15 protein-coding genes, 1 pseudogene and 3 other annotated features are annotated in these 18,094 nt (G+C 35.6%); of the genes and pseudogenes, 2 read left to right on the top strand and 14 right to left on the bottom strand.

Going from position 1 to position 18,094, the window contains the following annotated elements:
* Window positions 1-75 precede the first annotated feature (75 nt).
* From B5P42_RS28515 to B5P42_RS28470, 10 genes are all read right to left on the bottom strand, one after another.
* Window positions 76-642: a TetR/AcrR family transcriptional regulator gene (locus tag B5P42_RS28515; protein ID WP_002084903.1), complete on the bottom strand. Its 567-nt coding sequence runs from the start codon at window positions 640-642 to the stop codon at window positions 76-78.
* A 126-nt stretch (window positions 643-768) separates the two neighbouring features.
* The gene (locus B5P42_RS28510; protein ID WP_002127860.1) at window positions 769-1,224 is read right to left on the bottom strand and encodes an NUDIX domain-containing protein; all 456 of its coding nucleotides are present in this window, start codon (window positions 1,222-1,224) and stop codon (window positions 769-771) included.
* Between the two features lie 110 nt (window positions 1,225-1,334).
* Window positions 1,335-2,498 carry a GNAT family N-acetyltransferase gene (locus B5P42_RS28505; protein WP_113735831.1) on the bottom strand — a complete coding sequence of 388 codons (1,164 nt, stop codon included), beginning with the start codon at window positions 2,496-2,498 and terminating at the stop codon, window positions 1,335-1,337.
* A 290-nt stretch (window positions 2,499-2,788) separates the two neighbouring features.
* Window positions 2,789-3,295, bottom strand: coding sequence for a SpoIIAA family protein (locus tag B5P42_RS28500; RefSeq protein ID WP_016101187.1), 507 nt, complete (start codon window positions 3,293-3,295; stop codon window positions 2,789-2,791).
* Between the two features lie 17 nt (window positions 3,296-3,312).
* Window positions 3,313-4,602: a 3-phosphoshikimate 1-carboxyvinyltransferase gene (aroA, locus tag B5P42_RS28495; protein WP_113735830.1), complete on the bottom strand. Its 1,290-nt coding sequence runs from the start codon at window positions 4,600-4,602 to the stop codon at window positions 3,313-3,315.
* A 16-nt stretch (window positions 4,603-4,618) separates the two neighbouring features.
* Window positions 4,619-5,719 (bottom strand): prephenate dehydrogenase, encoded by a 1,101-nt coding sequence (gene tyrA / locus B5P42_RS28490; RefSeq protein ID WP_113735829.1) that lies wholly within the window; start codon window positions 5,717-5,719, stop codon window positions 4,619-4,621.
* Complete coding sequence (gene hisC / locus B5P42_RS28485; protein WP_113735828.1) at window positions 5,712-6,812, bottom strand: histidinol-phosphate transaminase; 1,101 nt, start codon at window positions 6,810-6,812, stop codon at window positions 5,712-5,714. The genes tyrA and hisC overlap by 8 nt, the downstream gene beginning before the upstream one ends.
* 18 nt (window positions 6,813-6,830) lie before the next feature.
* Window positions 6,831-8,003: a chorismate synthase gene (gene aroC, locus B5P42_RS28480; RefSeq protein ID WP_113735827.1), complete on the bottom strand. Its 1,173-nt coding sequence runs from the start codon at window positions 8,001-8,003 to the stop codon at window positions 6,831-6,833.
* Between the two features lie 53 nt (window positions 8,004-8,056).
* Window positions 8,057-8,276, bottom strand: a binding site (T-box leader).
* Window positions 8,277-8,285: 9 nt separating this feature from the next.
* Window positions 8,286-9,362, bottom strand: coding sequence for a bifunctional 3-deoxy-7-phosphoheptulonate synthase/chorismate mutase (locus tag B5P42_RS28475; protein WP_113735826.1), 1,077 nt, complete (start codon window positions 9,360-9,362; stop codon window positions 8,286-8,288).
* A gap of 194 nt (window positions 9,363-9,556) precedes the next feature.
* Window positions 9,557-9,791: a binding site (T-box leader), on the bottom strand.
* A gap of 54 nt (window positions 9,792-9,845) precedes the next feature.
* Window positions 9,846-10,082, bottom strand: a binding site (T-box leader).
* 108 nt (window positions 10,083-10,190) lie between these two features.
* Entirely contained in the window at window positions 10,191-13,703 is a 3,513-nt protein-coding gene (locus B5P42_RS28470; protein ID WP_113735825.1) for a DUF4020 domain-containing protein, read from the bottom strand.
* 150 nt (window positions 13,704-13,853) lie between these two features.
* Here B5P42_RS28470 and B5P42_RS28465 point away from each other — a divergent pair, with 150 nt between their 5' ends.
* Window positions 13,854-14,291: a YndM family protein gene (locus tag B5P42_RS28465; protein WP_002032800.1), complete on the top strand. Its 438-nt coding sequence runs from the start codon at window positions 13,854-13,856 to the stop codon at window positions 14,289-14,291.
* A 204-nt stretch (window positions 14,292-14,495) separates the two neighbouring features.
* Here B5P42_RS28465 and B5P42_RS28455 read toward each other — a convergent pair.
* Both B5P42_RS28455 and B5P42_RS28450 read right to left on the bottom strand, forming a co-directional pair.
* A pseudogene (locus B5P42_RS28455) lies at window positions 14,496-15,020 on the bottom strand (cysteine hydrolase family protein).
* Window positions 15,021-15,062: 42 nt separating this feature from the next.
* The gene (locus tag B5P42_RS28450; RefSeq protein WP_113735824.1) at window positions 15,063-15,602 is read right to left on the bottom strand and encodes a GNAT family N-acetyltransferase; all 540 of its coding nucleotides are present in this window, start codon (window positions 15,600-15,602) and stop codon (window positions 15,063-15,065) included.
* Between the two features lie 220 nt (window positions 15,603-15,822).
* On the opposite strand from B5P42_RS28450, the gene B5P42_RS28445 reads away from it, so the two are divergent.
* Complete coding sequence (locus tag B5P42_RS28445) at window positions 15,823-16,326, top strand: kinase (protein WP_113735823.1); 504 nt, start codon at window positions 15,823-15,825, stop codon at window positions 16,324-16,326.
* Between the two features lie 30 nt (window positions 16,327-16,356).
* Here B5P42_RS28445 and B5P42_RS28440 read toward each other — a convergent pair whose 3' ends face one another.
* Together B5P42_RS28440 and B5P42_RS28435 are read right to left on the bottom strand one after the other, a co-directional pair.
* Entirely contained in the window at window positions 16,357-17,031 is a 675-nt protein-coding gene (locus B5P42_RS28440; RefSeq protein WP_113735822.1) for a hypothetical protein, read from the bottom strand.
* Between the two features lie 499 nt (window positions 17,032-17,530).
* Window positions 17,531-18,094 (bottom strand): 3D domain-containing protein (locus B5P42_RS28435; RefSeq protein WP_258397557.1); only part of this gene is annotated, 564 nt, incomplete at its 5' end.

Below are 18,094 nucleotides of genomic sequence, written 5' to 3'. Positions count from 1 at the left end.
ATATCAACTCCTGTAATCGTTTTTTATATTTATTTAGGAATGAATGTTCATTCCTGTCCTTATAAAGCTATAGAATCAAATGATTCTAATAGCATTCCAAGAGCTTTCTTCCAATTCTTTTACTAATTCTTTTGAGTATTCTAACTGCCCTGTCGCCATTACTTTTATTAATTTTTCAAGTGGTTGATATACAATAATAATTAAAGCAATTATAGGCAATGGACGAAGAAAACCTTTTTCGATTCCATCTTCAATAATATTCATAAAGAAGCCTATAAAATCATCAAATATTTTCTTACTCTGTTCATCAAGAAAATAACTATCACAGTGAGAATTTGTAAAAAGAAAAGCATTCACATTGTTTCTCGCAAATTCAAATAAACGGTTATACGTATGACTAAACTGTTCACGAATATTTGCTTCAACAGGAAAATCAGTTTTTATTGTTTCAGATAGCTGTAGCATACTTTTGGTAAATAATGAGTTAACGAGTGCCTCTTTATTTTCAAAATAGCGATAAATAGTACCCGCGCCAACTTTTGCTTTTTCAGCGATCATCGGAATTGTCGTACCATCGTAACCACGCTCTGCGAATAATTGTATAGCCGCTTCAAAAATGTCTTCTTGTTTATTTTTAGCCATTTTTCTCACCTCAATTTCCAGGAATGAAAATTCATTCCGTTTTTAATTATAAATTACATGAATTAAAAGTCAAGTGTGTAAATACGCTATTGAAACATTTATCAAATAACACACTCAATTAAGATATTAATACATTTTTTGCGTTATCCCATCAAAAAATTTCTTTGTATCATCATGACTTAAAACCCTCAATACATCTTGTATCTTAAAAAATTGAACTTGACTTATTTCATTATCTTTTGGATGCAAATCTATTCTGTCACCTATATATTCTACATAAAACATAGTAGTTTCTTGCTCTTCATATCCAATTTTCATTTTGAGTTCTTCAGGAAAGCCAAAGCAAATTTTATCTTCAAATTGTTTTATAACTTTAAACTTTGTAGATCCAGTTTCTTCTTCCAGCTCTCTCAAAATAGCACTCTCTAAATCATTATCTGTATGTTTCACTCCACCTTTAGGAAAATCCCATTCCCCCTTTGACATAGCATATTCTCCATCTATGTCGCTAATTTTCACCTTATGTACCAATAAAAATTCACTGTGTTGGAATACGACCGCACCTACGGCTTGCCTAATCATTTTACTTTTCCTCCTAAAACAATGATTTCACTCTATTAAATAGAAAAGTACTATAATAAAAAGTTTATCATTATAGTACTTTGTTACTCATACATAGCACATGACATTAATTAAAAGAAATCATACATAAACGGCTTACGCACCGGCACTACATTCTCAAATGCACATATCTCCTCTTCGCTACCGATTATTAAGTCTATTTCATTTAATTCTAGCGGTCGCTTGTAACCAAACATAATAGTAGATAACGCATTAATATCGATTTGAATTCCATTTTCTTTTGCTGTTTCTTCTTTAACGATTGTTATTTCATTATTTTTAAGTTGAACCGTTACGTTATTCCACGGTGCAAATGAATCTGTAATATGTAAAATTACTTCTTGCTCTTCGTTGTTCCAGTTCCATTCATATTGTTTGAAAAACTGTTCTACATCTACAATTCTTCCCATGAAATATGGAGTTACTTCTGCTTTTACTCGTGGTTCTTGTAATGTGTAAAGAAGTGGTTCTGTCTCACTTAGTATCATTTCTAGATCTTTAATCATAGAATCATGTTGGCAGATGAAGTTCCAAAGACCAATTCTTGCTTCATTATGTAATGGGACAAATTCTTCTACTTTCATTTTAGAATTCTCTATTTTGTATAAAATGTAACCAGCCGCCGTTTTATTTTCATCATAGTAAACTGCCAATGTTAAATCATGATACACCGCTTGTAGCCACCATTTACGTCCGCGAACTAACATACCAGAAAATCGTTCTGCAAATGTTTCATATAGATTCTCTACTTCGTCTGGATGATTATCTTTACTAAAACGTTTCACTGTACCATTCACTTGTTTTTTAATTATTAAATCGCTCTTTGTCATCTGACATACGATTCGATTCGCACAAAGTTCCCAGCCGTATTTACGATAAAATGAAACGGCAAATGGATGTAACATCGATACACTATATCCATCTCTTTTCATAGTTTGCAGTGAATGCTGAAGTAACTCTTTTACATATCCACTTCTTCTATATTCCGGATACGTCGCTACCCCCGCAACGCCGCCCATTTTAAACTTTTCTTTTCCTATGTAAATATGAAAAGGAATTAAGTGCAACTTTGCAGCTAACTCTTCTCCTTCCATAATACCGTATATTTGATGGCTTTCCTTCATTCTTGCAATTTTCTGCTCTATCCATTCTTCATTTGCTTTATATTGAAAAGCATATTCTGATAAACGTAATGCTTCTCTAAACTTATCTTCTTTTAATTGTATAACGTTCATATATTTCTCCTCCATTCCTCGTTTGAATTATATCATAATTCAAACTATTATAGTTCGGTAAGTGAAATTACGAGGATGTTTCAACAAAAGATATCGATTTAGAAACAATCTAACATAAAGGCTCTTTTCAACTGCTTTCTATTGGGGGCATAAGAATATTAAAAGCCTTGCGTTCTCTTGGGTTTGCGAAGCTAAGAGGTCCCATTGAAAGTGATGAAACTTATGACAACGGCAACATTACGGGCATAAAAAAAACCAGTTGATTGAGAGAAACTGGTTCAATAAAGGTTTTATATTGGATATTCATTCAACCAAATTAATGCTTGTTCATAATCATCGAAAAATTTCACGGATTCTTTTGTATTGGATTGTTGTAAATAATTCATTATCTCCCCTTCTTCAAGGAGAAACGCAATTGCCTTACTGTGATTCAAAATGGTTTCATTGAAGAACTTATCTTTCCATGCTTTTTGAACAGAAAAATGATCTGGCGTGTATCCTTTTCTATCCACCAACAATTTGTATTTCCGACCCTCGGAAATGAATTGCTGACAAACCTGCTCGAAGCCATTAAACCATTCATAAACATCAGCTGTATTAATCTTGCCAATTAGATGGGTAACAATTAAATCCCCTGAAACTGTTGTGCTGATATTCTGTTTACTCAACTTGGAACCATCTCCCTTAGTTACAATTATGCGTAAAAATCTCATAAAATCAATAAGGATAAAATTCTTACGCAATAAAGCAACATTATTTACGAAAAAAGCCAACATAAAAAAGCAGATACATTGCATATCTGCTTCTCATCACTTTATTTAGCTAACGTTTGCAGTTCTTCAAAAAATGTAGGATACGATACACCTACTGCTTCTGCATCTTCAATTGTTGTTTCTCCTTCAGCTATACAGCCGGCAATCGCAAGCATCATTCCAATGCGGTGATCACCGTGACTATGTACTGTATTTCCTTTTAGCTTACATTTACCGTAAATAATCATTCCGTCGTCGGTCGCTTCAATACGAGCTCCTAGTTTCGTTAGTTCAGCAACGACTGTATCGATACGATTCGTTTCTTTCACTTTTAGCTCGTGTGCATCTTTAATGACTGTAATTCCATCTGCTTGTGTTGCCGCTAAAGCGATAATTGGGATTTCATCAATCAGTCGTGGAATGATATCTCCACCGATTTCGATTCCTTTCAGCGGCGATGTTTCAATTGTAATATTTGCAGCAGGTTCTGATGCTCCTTCGTTAATCTGCTCTACAGTAAACGTAGCGCCCATTTTCTCAAGAACATCAATAATACCTGTACGAGTCGGATTCATTCCCACATTTTGTAATAGTAGTTTACTATTTGGAATAATTGCACCTGCTTCTAAGAAAAATGCCGCTGATGATACATCACCTGGCACTTGAACATCTGTTGCGGTTAACTTCTGTCCTCCTGCTAGTTTCACTGTTTTCCCCACGCGAGTTACTGTAACGCCAAACGCCTCAAGCATTCTTTCTGTATGATCGCGGGAAATATGAGGTTCTGTAACAGTTGTTACACCTTCTGCGCGAAGGCCCGCAAGTAAAATAGCTGATTTCACTTGCGCACTTGCTACCGGTGAAGTATATTCAATCGCCTTTAAATTCCCGCCTCGTATTGTGAGCGGCGTAAACGTTCCTTCTTTTCGGCCATCAATTTTTGCACCCATTTGCTTTAGTGGATTTGTTACACGTTGCATCGGTCTCTTCGCAATTGAAGCATCACCTTGCACGCAAGAAAAGAATGGTGTGTTTGCAAGTATTCCTGACATTAATCGAATCGTTGTACCAGAATTACCAACATCTAATACAGCTTTTGGCTCTTGTAAACCTTCTAATCCTGTTCCAATTACCGTAACTTCGTCTCTATTTTGTGTAATCTCTACTCCCATTTCTTTAAAACAAGAAATAGTACTTAAACAATCCGCACCAGGAAGAAATCCTTTAATTGTTGTTTTACCTTCCGCGATTGCGCCAAACATGACAGCGCGATGGGAAATTGATTTATCTCCAGGGATTGTAATTGTGCCATTCAATCCGTTATTTACAGTTTGTACTGTTTTTTCTTTCACGTTGTCACCCTCCTCATTAAATTGTTTCATACGTTTGGTATTCTTCTTTTCCGAGCGCAATTTTTGCCTGCGTTCGATCCTCTTCTCTTTGGAAACTAATTCGTAAAACTCCGAGCAATCCTTCTCGCGCTTCTAATATTTGCAAGTTCGTAATACTAATTTCTTCTTCTGCTAGAATGCTTGTGATATGGGCTAATGCCCCTACTTTATCTAAAACGTCGACGTATAAGTCGTGATAGGCAGGAATCGCCCCTCTTTTTCGAACTGGTAAAGAGTCACGATATTCTTTCGCATCTGCAAAATAACTTTGTATTTCTCCTGCATCTCCTTTAGAAACCGTCTTATATAGCTCTTCCATTTCTGAAATCCATTCTTCTAATAGTTCCAATAAATGCCCGCGATTTTGCTTTACGATATCACTCCACATTTTCGGACTACTTGATGCAATACGTGTTATATCTTTAAATCCGCCTGCCGCTAGTTGATGAATAAGCGGATTATCACCAGCATGTTTCTCAACTTGTTTTACTAATCCTGCTGCAATTAAATGTGGGAAATGACTAACTATTCCTGTTACATAATCATGTTCTTTTGTATTTAATACAAGAAAATGAGAGCCTGTTCCTTTTAACCATTCTTTTAGCTCGTCTACTTGATCCGCTTGCACGTGATTCATTGGCGTTAAAATGTAAAATGCGTTTTCAAAAAGGTGTGCCTTTGCACTTTCAACTCCTGTTTTGTGAGAACCTGCCATCGGATGACCGCCGATAAATGAAACTTTCTTTGTTAATAAAGCTTCCGCTTCATTCATGATTGTCCCTTTCGTACTTCCTACATCGGTAACAATGACATCTTCTCGTAAATGAAATGATGCAAGTTTGTGTAACAACTTTTTCGTTTCTTCAACTGGAGAGGCAAATACAATTAAATTTGCCTCCTCACATGTACGCTGTAAATCTACTGCTACTTCATCAACTACATGTAATTCTTTTGCGCGCTCTACTTGCTCTTTAAATATGTCATAACCGATAATCGTTACATCGTGCTCTTTTTTAATCGCTAATGCAAGAGAGCCTCCTATTAATCCAGTACCGATTAATACTACCTTTTTACACATTTGCCTCATCTCGAGACTTACCTTTTTTATTTTCAAAGTGTTGTTTTAACACTGAAATCACTCCTTCATTTTGTTCCCTAGTTCCGATTGTAATACGGACACCATTTGGGAACGGACGAATAATAAACCCTGCATGCGCACAAGCTTCATAAATTTCCCCAGCATCATCTACCGGCAAGAAGATAAAGTTCGTTTGCGACGGATAAAATGGAATTTCATTTTCCGTACAAAAACTCTCGTATTGTTGTAATCCATCTGTATTAACACGAACTATTTCTTCAATAAACGCTTCATCGTTAAAAGCAATCGTCGCTGCATTTTGCGCTAATGAAGATACGTTAAATGGCAAACGTACGACATTTAATTTCTCGATTAACTCTTCCTGTCCAATCGCATAACCAACTCGGAAAGAAGCTAATCCGTACGCTTTAGAAAACGTTCTAAGTACAAGAATGTTTTTATGTTTTTCTAGAAGCGGTAATGTCTCAGGGAAATCTTTTGCTGTTACGTATTCATAGTACGCTTCATCAATGACAATTAACGTATTTTCACTAATGCTTTCAATGAATTGAGTCAATTTTCGCTCATTCACATATGTGCCTGTCGGGTTGTTCGGATTACAAATCCATACGATTTTTGTATGTTCATCAACTGCTGAAGAAATTTCATCTAGATCATATACACCGTTCTTTAAAGCAATTTCTTTCACTTCACAGCCTTCAATAATTGCATGATGACGGTACTGAGGGAATGTCGCGCCAGCAGTTACGATGTTATCTCCTGCTTTGAGTACTGCACGGCTTATCATTTGAATGACTTCATCTAAACCACTACCACAAAGTACTTGTTCCATTTGTACATGTAACTTATCTGCAATTGTTTGACGGAGCATTGTAGCACCTCCGTCAGGATATAAGGCATGTTCCAACCACGATTTTTGCAACTCATCTAAAACACGAGGTGAACAGCCAAATGGATTTTCATTTGATGCTAACTTAACAAATGAATGATTCCCGTATACTTCTTTCATTTGCTCTGGTGATTTACCTGGTTTATACGGTTGTAATGATGATAGTTGATCTTTTACTCGCATGTTAAATCCACCTTTTCATTAAAATTCTTTTGCGTATTTGTTATGTTGCGAAATATTTTGTTTTAGTAATTCCATGCGATCTTTTCCGAATTGCTCGACTAGTGCACCGGCAAGTTCCCATGCAACGACAGCTTCAGCTACAACACCTGCTGCTGGTACTGCACAGCTATCAGATCTCTCAATACTCGCTTGGAACGCTTCTTTCGTATCAATATCTACGCTTGCTAACGGTTTATATAATGTAGGAATTGGCTTCATTACGCCTCTTACGACAATTGGCATACCTGTTGTCATACCGCCTTCTAAACCGCCGGCATTATTCGTATTTCTCGTGTATCCTTTTTCTTCATCCCATAAAATTTCATCGTGCACTTTACTTCCCGGCTGTCTTGCCGCTTCAAAACCAATTCCGATCTCAGCACCTTTAAACGCATTCACGCTCATAATAGCACCGGCAAGTTTTGCATCTAATTTGCGGTCGTAATGAACGTAGCTACCAACTCCAATTGGCATTCCTTCTGCAATGACTTCGACAATACCGCCTATAGAATCTCCGCTACTTTTCGCATCATCAATCGCATTCATCATCTCTTTTTCTACTTCTTTATCTAAACATCGAACTGGTGAATTTTCAGTAATCGTTTGAATTTCTTCAATTGGTAAGTTTGAAATACGCTTCGCTTGTACCCCACCAATTTCAAGAACATGCCCTGCAATTTCCACACCTAGTTCTTTCAAAATTTGTTTCGCAACTGCACCAGCAGCAACACGAACTGTCGTTTCTCTTGCAGAAGAGCGCTCTAATACGTTTCTTATATCACGATGGCCGTATTTAATTGCCCCGTTTAAATCCGCGTGTCCTGGACGTGGTTTCGTTATAGTACGTTTCATTTCTTTACTTTCTTGCTCCGAAATTGGTTCAGCACCCATTACTTTCGTCCAATGTTTGAAATCATCATTTTTTACGATTAACGTAATTGGTGAACCAAGTGTCATTCCGTGACGTACACCACTTGCAATTTCAACTGTATCTGTTTCAATTTGCATGCGTCTTCCGCGCCCATGCCCTTTTTGTCTTCTTAATAATTCTTTATTAATATGTTCCGCTGTTAATGTTAAACCTGCTGGTACACCTTCTAAAATAACTGTTAACTGCGGCCCATGTGATTCTCCAGCTGTAATGTATCTCATTTCTCTTGCCCCTTTACTATTTTTTTGTACAAAAAAGTCCCTACTGAGCGCTCAGTAGGGACGATGTTTATCGCGGTACCACCCTAGTTGTAGACTTCTTTCGTCTACCTCTCTTCTTCTTTAACGATCGTTTGACCGTCTTTCTCTCCAAAAGTTGGCGGGAAAGATGCTCCAAGGCTGTAATTCATGCTTACCTTTGTACTGATTCACACCGGCCATCAGCTCTCTTTAACAGTGAGGTAAGCACTACTGTTTCCTCTTCAGCGCATATATGATATGGAATTAAGATAATTTATTTTTGAAACCTTTTAACTCATCCATGAATCTATGGAATTCTGGAATATCCATTTGTTGTGCAGAATCTGATAATGCAACAGCTGGATCTGGATGAACTTCAGCCATTACTGCATCTGCTCCAATTGCAAGTGCCGCTTTCGCTGTTGGTAATAATAAATCTCTACGTCCAGTTGAATGCGTTACGTCAACGATAACTGGTAAATGTGTTTCTTTCTTTAAAATCGGTACTGCTGAAATGTCTAATGTGTTACGTGTCGCTCTTTCGTATGTGCGGATACCGCGCTCACAAAGAATAATTTGGTCGTTACCTTGCGCAATAATGTACTCCGCTGCGTTAATGAACTCATCAATTGTTGCTGCTAATCCACGTTTTAGTAATACTGGCTTATTAACTTTACCTACAGCTCGTAGTAAATCGAAGTTTTGCATGTTACGTGCTCCAACTTGAATTACATCAACGTAGTCTAGCGCCATTTCTACATCGTTCGGATTTAAAATTTCACTAATAATCGCTAAGTCGAACTCATCTGCTACTTGGCGTAAAATTTGTAAACCTTCTACTCCTAAACCTTGGAAATCGTATGGAGATGTTCTCGGTTTGAAAGCACCACCGCGCATTAATTTTAAGCCTTGGTCTTTCATAGCTTGCCCTACTTGGCGAACTTGCTCTAAACTTTCTACCGCACAAGGTCCCATGATGAACGTTTGTGTTCCGTTTCCAATCAATTCACCTTTAACATTAACAATTGTATTTTCTTTTTTCTTTTTACGTGATACTAGTAATGCTTTACGGTTATCATCTTCTTGTAATTCTAAGCTTGCTTTGAAAATCGTTTTGAAAATATGTTGAATCGTTGACGTTTCGAATGGTCCTTCGTTATGCTCTGCGATCATATCAAGTACTTCACGCTCACGTACTGGATCAAAACGTTTCGTACCTTGTACTTGCTTTTGTTCCCCAATTTTTTGAACGATTTCACCGCGTTTGTTTAATAAGTGTAATAGTTGTAAGTTAATTTCATCTACCTGTTTACGTAATTGATCTAATTCGTGATTTGCCATTTGGAAATCCTCCTCTAATGTTTTAAAAGTATAGTAAGAGAATAAAAAATTCTCTATTTTCTGAACTGGTTAATTATACAAATTTAAAGTGGAATCGATACCTCTTCTTATTTTAAACTAATAATTACCATAAAGACACTAACTACTAGTTAATAAGCCACTTTTTTGTACAAAAAAGCCCTACTGATTCAATCAGTAGGGACGATATTTATCGCGGTACCACCCTAGTTGTAGACTTATTTCGTCTACCTCTCTTCATTGTTAACGATCAATGTGACCGTCTTTCCCTTCATAAAGATACATATCTTTACTACGAAAAAGATGCTCCAGGACTGTAATTCGCTCTTGTTTTTGTACTGGTTCACACCAACCACCAGCTCTCTGTTACAGGGAAACAACAACTACTGCTTTTCCTTTCAACGCATGACTATTTTATTTTCAAGTTGGACCACTAAAATACAAAAAGTCCCTACTGAATAAATCAGTAGGGACGATATTTATCGCGGTACCACCCTAGTTGTAGACTAACTTTCCGTCTACCTCTCTTCACTGTTAACGATCAATTGACCGCTCTTTCTTCATAAAGACAATCGTATCTTTACTACGAAAAAGATGCTCCAAGACTGTAATTCATGATTATCCCTGTACTGGTTCACACCAACCACCAGCTCTCTGTTACAGTAAGACTAACCACTACTGTGATCTCTTCATTGCACTTTGTTTATTCAAATGTTTTTGAAATTGAATAAGTATGATTCGTATTATAGAACGCTTTTCAAAACACTGTCAATAACTTTTTATATATTTTTTTAAAATTCCACTTCCGCCCTATGATTCCTCTTGTAAATTCTCCGTTACGATTCCGATGCGAATTATTTCATTTTCTATTAAATTTAATACATGTCTTTCTACTTCATACCTGGTTAATAGTTCTTTTACTTGTATGATCTCACTTTCAAGTAAATCGGCTTCTTGACACGTCTGCAGTAAAGTGAAAAACACATTTGCATACAATTCTTTATACGCTTTCATACGCTCTTTCTTTTCAAGTATCTCTATAAACAACTGTTTCATTTCTTCTTGATTAGATTGTCCTTCCACACCTTGAAATTTACTAGAAATAATATTTAATCCTTTTTCTAAAACCTCATCCATGCATAAAACAATACGTAAAAGCATCATATATTCTCTCGTTGTTATTACGCCCATTTTCGGACGTTCTCTTAAAAACACACTAAGCCACGCTGTCCAAAATTTTTGTTGTTCCTTACCACTTAACGTTTTTACGTAGTAGCATAAATACTGCATAAATTTAATTTTATTCTCTTCGTTTTCTTGCATCAAAAGTGGATATAACCAATCTGTTTTTTGCTCCCAATATAATACGCATTTAATAAATACAAAGCTAAGCCATTTTAAAAATGCTTCTCTCGTATATGGATGTAGTGCATCTAAATGTTCTACTGCATACTTAATATATCGTCTTATTTCTGTAAACAAAGGTAGATTAATTTGCGTATAACATAATCCCGCCCACGCATATTTCGTAAGCTCACTTTCTTTCTTTAAATCTAAGTAAGGTAGTACATTTTTCCGACACCATTGCTTCTCAATATGGTATAAAAACGTAATATCTGCTGTTAAACGCGCAAACATGAAGTTCGTTCTTTCCGAAGTAACTCTTACCTGCTCCTCAAATAAAAATAAATATTCATACACGTTGCGATCGTATAAATGATCATATGCTAGCAGTTTTAGTAATACAGCTGTCATCTTCCCAACAGGATGCTGAATAGATTCATTGTAAAACTCTTGTTTTCCAATCTTAAAATCCGATTCTCCTCTCATAACTTGTGGAAGTACAGAAAAAGCAAAGCGTTTTACAATCCTTATACTATTTTCATCTAACTCTTCTAATCGATTACTAATTTCATATAGAAAACTACTAATTAACCAATGAAAAGCAGTATTTCTAATAAATTTCTGCAATAACGGAATGATTTTTTGAATTTGTTCATTCGCCAAATTCCGGTTATTTCGCCACTCTCTAATACATACAAACCATACTTCATTACTAATTTCGTGCACGCCTACTAGTTGATAAGCAAACGAAATACTCCACTCTACATTCAATTTACACGCTTTTGATAACATCTCTAAAAAATGGCGTTGTTCAAAAACACCGTCTCTTGAAAATTGCCGAACTTGCTCCATTATTTCATCGTCTTTCAGCTGCAGTAATCCATCAGCTGTTACATTGCATGTAATACGTTGTTCATTTGCCTCTTTCTTTGGAACACTGTATAGATCTGAAGAAAAATGGGGGTGTTTCTGTTTCATTAGCTCGTATCCTTCCGCCGTACACTTACTATTCGAATCACACGTGAATAGTAAGTCTAATACAAGACAAGCATCAAACGCCCTCTCTTCTGCAAGATACTCTAATACATGTTGAATTACTTCTTCTTTCGTTTCCTCTAAAGCATCTGCGTAATAATTCTTTAAAAGTTGAAACACTTCATGTTTACATGTGAAATCTAACAGAACATCTACATGTAACAACCACTTCAGTTTGTCATCCGCTGTAACGAATACATTATTAATCATTGCTTCAATTGCAATTCGCTTTTGAAGTACACTATCAGTTTCTATCATTTCTGTAATATAATGATTTGCTTTTTTCTCATTGTTTTCACATAAATATGTAAGACACTCTTTTACAATTTGAATTAAAAATGTAAAATCATTTTGCTGTAACTCCTGCTCTGAAATTTCTCTATCTCTTCTTTTCAGTGCATTTTGTCTTAATGACAATAGTTGTATCTTTTCTAACCCCGTAACCATAATCGGATTTGCGTAGTAAGTAATATGTGGTCTCATTTTCTCTTTCCAAATTCGCTCCACATGAGAAAAAATAGGCATCGGTATACGACTCGATTCCTCGAGTTCAATCGACTCTTGCGTATCATTTCCCCATCTTCTTACACGCTTCAATTTAAGTTTCCCGTCTAAAATAAACGTTAATAGCAACAAGCCAATTTCTTTATGCTCAGGGAAAGAACATTTTTGCAGTAAGTATGAAATCATTTCAATAGAGCTACTATCTTTTTCTGCCGTTTCTAATATAAGCAATGTCCATTTTGCAAACAACAAAGGATCCATCGTTTCTTTCGTATCGTTCAAGTAAGTACAAATTATTCGCCACCATAACGGGGATATTTTAGAATGATTTTTAAAAATCAATTGAAATAGTTCTTTTTGATGACTAAATAAAAATTGCTCCACTAACCATTCCGCAAGCAATTCATCTACTTCATCATAATTTGCTGTAAGCAGAAATAAATTTCTTAGTTTCCCTTCTGCTTCAAGCCATTCCACCCATTCATAATCACGAGCAAATTCAACGAAGTACCGAACGGTTTCAATTTTTTTTATTGACTGTTTTATATAGGATAATTGCTCCTGCTCTACTGATGGAGGAACGGTTACAATATCACGAATACGCATTCTTTTCGTAATATAATTATCCCCCATTAATTCCGCCCACCGCTTCACCGCTTTCACAAGCGCCTGATGATTATTTGCTTTATTCGGATACACAATCGGTCTTATCCCTAAATGCTCCCAATGATATGTATTATCACCTTGTGCGACGAAAGCATAACGCCTTGTACTCGGTGGTAAGCCTGTTGCTAAATATTTCATTACAGGATCATTATGACTATACCCAACGAATAAAACAGTGTAATTTGAGAATAAATCAACTAAAAATCGTCTCGCCCATCCTTCTGTTAAGTAAGCCCTTCCAAAATCACCATCCGTTAAAATTAAAGCTTCTTTCTCTTGTTCTACATTCCCATGTATGTAAGCCAACCCTTTAAACGCTCTCCCTGTCGGTAAAGCAGGTGCATAATAAATATTCAGCTCTCTATTCATTTCTGTAATTACAGACGTAAAATGTTGATCAAAGTTTGTCGTTACAATTCGAACATCCGTATCTAACGGAAACAGCCTTGGAATCGCATAGTGTAATGGATTTGGTTTTGATTTTTCTATATTAACGAGGTCTCTTGCAACTTGATGCACATCTTTCGTTTTCGCAATTTTACCGAGATAATAATCGTGGGGTTCTGTCATCTCACGCCTTTCGACATATAAAGCTTTCGAAATTTCATCAACTAAATCATCGAAATTCGGTAAGTTTGATTTCCCCTTCATAGAAACTCCTGCTCCAACGAATAATACTAACTTACCTTGTTCAAGGTGATCGATTAACTCATCTGGAATTTCTACTTCTGAAGTTATCCACATCCCGGATTCCCCCTTACCTAAAAATGTCATACGCTCTCATTTCACTATAACATTTTTCAATCGTTTTTTTAATATTTAGACAAAATTTCGACGTGATAAAGTTTTATATAAATTAAATAGTTCCAATGTATGAACTCCTGAATTTATTGTAAAACTATGTATAAATGGGAGGTGTAAATATTGAGTGATATTACTGTAATACTTATCAAATTTATATCATGCATCATCGCTTTTAGTATCGGACTAGCTCTATTTTTCCCAGCAACGCTCGTCCAAATCATTTCTTTTAGTCTCTTCGTCACAATCGTTTCTTATATGTTTGTTGATAAAATTATTTTAAATCGAATTGGCAATTCCGCTGCCATTATGACGGATTTCTTACTTACGTATTTAAGTGTTTGGATTTTCGGTAATATTTTATTAGACAACTACATGCAAATTGCATGGGGCAGTATCCTTTCTGCCATCGTCTTTACATTATCAGAAGTAATCGTCCATCGCTTTTCTAATTCCCACACAAGGCACAGCAATGATAACATTCGAATTAATCGCCGGTTTGCATATGGCACGGAGTTTGCTGAAGAACAGAATGTGTTGGATAAAGATAAGAAGAAATAAAGCCATAATTACTGGTGCAAAAAAGTAGCTGTCTCATCAGTCAAATTTTTGACGATGTGGCGCTCCTTTTTGTTTTTTGTACTATCAATACGGTGAATGAAATTATATCAACGATTCGACAAGAAATATCGATTTATCGACAACGTTTGATAGCCTATCTTCAAATAAAAAAGCTGCCCCATTAAGAGACAGCAACTTCTGTAATTACGCTTTTACTTTTAAATCTTTTAACGTAATAACATCTGCAAATGATCCAAATACAACATTATGATGTTTTACAATATCTTCAGCGCGTAATACATCTGTGTCAAATGTGCTATGTGCATCACTTACTAATGTTACTTTATACCCTTCACTAAACGCTCTTCGCGTTGTCGTATCAACACAGTACTCTGTTTGCATTCCTGAAATAATAACATGCTCAATCCCTTTTCCTTGTAACACTTCGTTTAAGTTTGTCTTATGAAATGAGTCTGGAGTCGTCTTTTCAACGACAAGCTCCCCTTCTCGCGGAGCAATCGCCGCATGCACTTTCCAGCCATCTGTACCTTTTTCTAACGGATGATCTTATGGCCCGTTATGTTGTACATAAATAACCGGAATACCATTTGAACGACATTCCCCAATGAGCTCTTGCAACGTTTCTAAAAACTTTCCCCCATTATGTACTGGGATTCCTGCTGTATACATACCCGCTTGCACATCAATAACTAGTAATGCCTTTTTCATTTCACACAGCTCCCTTTATTTTTATAAGCCCCTGCATATTTATTATAATTGTTTATATTCTACCATCCAACAATCTTCTAATTTCCCTTCATGCAGTTCATGTTTCTCTAGTACTTTCACCTTTTTAAACCCGCATTTTTCATAACAGCTTATCGCACGTTCATTATTTACTTTAGGATCCATCGCTATCGCTTCTGCCCCTAAGCTCTCTATAATGTATGTAATCGCTGCTTGAACGAGTTTTGTTCCAATTCCTTTTCCCCAAAAGATCGGTTCACCGATGAATTGGTCCATGCCCCATACATTTTGTGATTCTTCATATCCATATAAAGCTTTCCATTCAGAATCAACAGGGTACATTTGTATGTAACCAATCGGTATTTCATCAAATTCTACTAAACATCTTTTTTCATTACTGTTTGAATGATATATAAAATGATCGAGTACCTTTTCTACAGATTGCGGATTATCTCTTCCTTCGTAATACTGCAGGACTTCTGGGTCTGTTAACCATTTTGAAATGATAGGTGCATCATCTTTTGTTACATATCTAACTAATAATTGTCCATTTTGGAATAACATAGGTCCCCTCCTTATTAGTTACTCTTATAATAACTTTTCTATATGCAGATAGTAAATTTTTAAAACAGCTTTACTTGCATACTCCCACAATAAGAAATTATTCTGTTCAACTTATACTGAGTATCATAAACTATTACTTAACTAACTAAAAGAATGTTTCCCATAATGAAGTTCTTTTGTAACAAGACCTAAAAAACTAAAACAATTTGGAGATGAGACTTTGAAATCAACATTAATTATTCTTCGAGGAAACTCCGCAAGTGGCAAAACAACAATCGCAAAAGAACTGCAAGAGCATTTTGGCCAAGGGACACTTCTAGTCTCTCAAGATGTCGTTCGTAGGGAAATGCTAAAAGTTCACGACACATTGGGCAACCTATCTCATGATTTAATTTTTGAGATTACGAAGTACGGAAAAGGAAAATGTGAATTTGTCATTTTAGAAGGTATATTAAACAGTCGTAGATATGGAGATATGCTAAAAGAATTGATATATTATTTTGAAGGAAACGCGTATACATATTACTTCGATTTATCACTCGAAGAAACGATTAGACGGCATAATACTAGAGAAAAACGACTTGAGTTTGGAGAGGATTTATTGAGTAAATGGTATAATCCTCACGATACAATTGAAGTAGATAGAGAAACTGTTTTTACAGATGATTTCACACAAAAAGACATATTTCATGCGATTCTTAATGAGGTTACACAACAAAAATAAGACTGACAGAATGAGTCAGTCTTATTTTTATTATGTACTTTGTATTTCAGTTTTCATAACGGAACACTCTTTACATAAGTAATAATATATATTCATTTCCCCGAACTGAAAATCAACTACTGAAATAAGTTCCCGTTTTTCAAGATCTTGTGTAATTGTAGCAACATATTTCATCTCTTTCGAACAAGTTGGACATCCTAAATCTTCTGGAACATCATCGTATAGGGGCGCTCCTAACAATCTACATACATATTCCGATCCGAATAAGTCAAAAGCTTCCCAATAACTATCTTCATCTGTAGGTATATCTTCATTTTTCATATTCGTTAGCTTTACATTAGTTTTTGGAAGATTGACCGGTAGCTTATACTCAGCTTCCATAATCCACTCTTCCGTATTGTCTTGTTTTATTATTTGTACCGTTTTGCCCCCATTACTTAATTGAAAATATTGCGGCTCCCACACCATCGCACAATTCAAGCAAGAGATGAATGGTAATACAATCAATTCATCATTTTTAAGTTCAGCAAGTTTCTCATCTTTCAAATCAAAACAAAAAATTTGATGCATTTTCTCACCGCATAACTTACACAATGGTAATTCACAATCTTGACCACCGAAATAATGATTATATGAATCTTTCCCTTCCATTACTCTATACCCTTTTATTCCATCCCAATGTTCGCCATATAATTCCATTGTCATATTCTAACCTCTTCTCGCTTATAAAGGTAATCCTCGATACTAATCTTTTAATAACTTTCGGTACATAAAACATTTTTTATTGTTGCTAATCATAATTTTTCTCATTCTTATCACCGTTATTTTTTGGTATGAATACGATAATAAAATAATAACAATTTACAAGAAGACTGAGTTCTGTATCCATTCTGACACTATAGGGATTTGGAACGTTATAAACCCTAGTATAAGACTAAATAAAACAATTACTATTTTATGAATATTTTTCTCCTATTTATCTAATTGTATTTTAATAGTGATAGAAGAACAATATGGTTGTCAGAAATACAAATAAGGATTATATAATTCAATAGGGTTACTTTTACTGCTCACGGTACTCAGCAGCAAAATTAAGGTTTTATCCTTTTACATATCCTTCAAATTTTTCCAATGAATCGCATTAAGGTAAAAAATAAAAGCCAGTCTCAATAAAGAGAACTGACTTCTATTTGGATAACCATTATTATAAAACTTTTACTTTAACAGTTTGTCTTCCCCAGTTCATAGCTTTACTTTTTGAACCCATTAAAACATCAATACGATTTCCTTTAATAGCACTACCAGTATCACCAGCAATGGCTTCTCCATAACCTTCTACCCATACTTTAGATCCTAATGGGATTACCTTCGGATCCACTGCGATAATTCTCATATTAGGATTTGCCGTTAAATCATGACCCATCGCAGTTAAAACGCGTCCACCATATGTACCATTTTCACTTGGATCAGCAGTATATGCTGTCGCTACTACCGTTAATTCACGTTTAGCAGACTGTGTGTTATTTTTAGATACTTCTTGTGTCTTTGTTGCTTCTTTTGCTTTCGCTTCTTCTTTCGCTTTTTCTATTTCTCGTGCTTGCGCTTCTTCCTTAGCCTTTGCTATTTCTTGCGCTCTTGCTTCTTCCTTAGCCCTTGCTATTTCTTGCGCTTTCGCTTCTTCTTTTACTTTTTCTATTTCTTGTACTTTTGCTTCTTCCTTGGTCTTTACTATTTCTTCTGCTTTCGTTTCTTCCTTAACTTTTACTCT

Origin of the sequence: Bacillus sp. SRB_331, from assembly GCF_003264175.1 — a bacterium.
GTDB classification, from domain to species: Bacteria; Bacillota; Bacilli; order Bacillales; family Bacillaceae_G; genus Bacillus_A; species Bacillus_A mycoides.
The sequence above is the reverse complement of the archived record's forward strand: the minus strand, read 5'-3'. Positions and strand labels throughout refer to the sequence as shown.

Coding starts and splice junctions, on each gene's coding strand:
- B5P42_RS28515 (WP_002084903.1), bottom strand. CDS start 642: ATGGCTAAAAATAAACAAGAAGACATTTTTGAAGCGGCTATACAATTA.
- B5P42_RS28510 (WP_002127860.1), bottom strand. CDS start 1,224: ATGATTAGGCAAGCCGTAGGTGCGGTCGTATTCCAACACAGTGAATTT.
- B5P42_RS28505 (WP_113735831.1), bottom strand. CDS start 2,498: ATGAACGTTATACAATTAAAAGAAGATAAGTTTAGAGAAGCATTACGT.
- B5P42_RS28500 (WP_016101187.1), bottom strand. CDS start 3,295: ATGCAATGTATCTGCTTTTTTATGTTGGCTTTTTTCGTAAATAATGTT.
- tyrA (WP_113735829.1), bottom strand. CDS start 5,719: ATGTGTAAAAAGGTAGTATTAATCGGTACTGGATTAATAGGAGGCTCT.
- hisC (WP_113735828.1), bottom strand. CDS start 6,812: ATGCGAGTAAAAGATCAACTATCATCATTACAACCGTATAAACCAGGT.
- aroC (WP_113735827.1), bottom strand. CDS start 8,003: ATGAGATACATTACAGCTGGAGAATCACATGGGCCGCAGTTAACAGTT.
- B5P42_RS28475 (WP_113735826.1), bottom strand. CDS start 9,362: ATGGCAAATCACGAATTAGATCAATTACGTAAACAGGTAGATGAAATT.
- B5P42_RS28470 (WP_113735825.1), bottom strand. CDS start 13,703: ATGACATTTTTAGGTAAGGGGGAATCCGGGATGTGGATAACTTCAGAA.
- B5P42_RS28450 (WP_113735824.1), bottom strand. CDS start 15,602: ATGTTATTCCAAAATGGACAATTATTAGTTAGATATGTAACAAAAGAT.
- B5P42_RS28440 (WP_113735822.1), bottom strand. CDS start 17,031: ATGACAATGGAATTATATGGCGAACATTGGGATGGAATAAAAGGGTAT.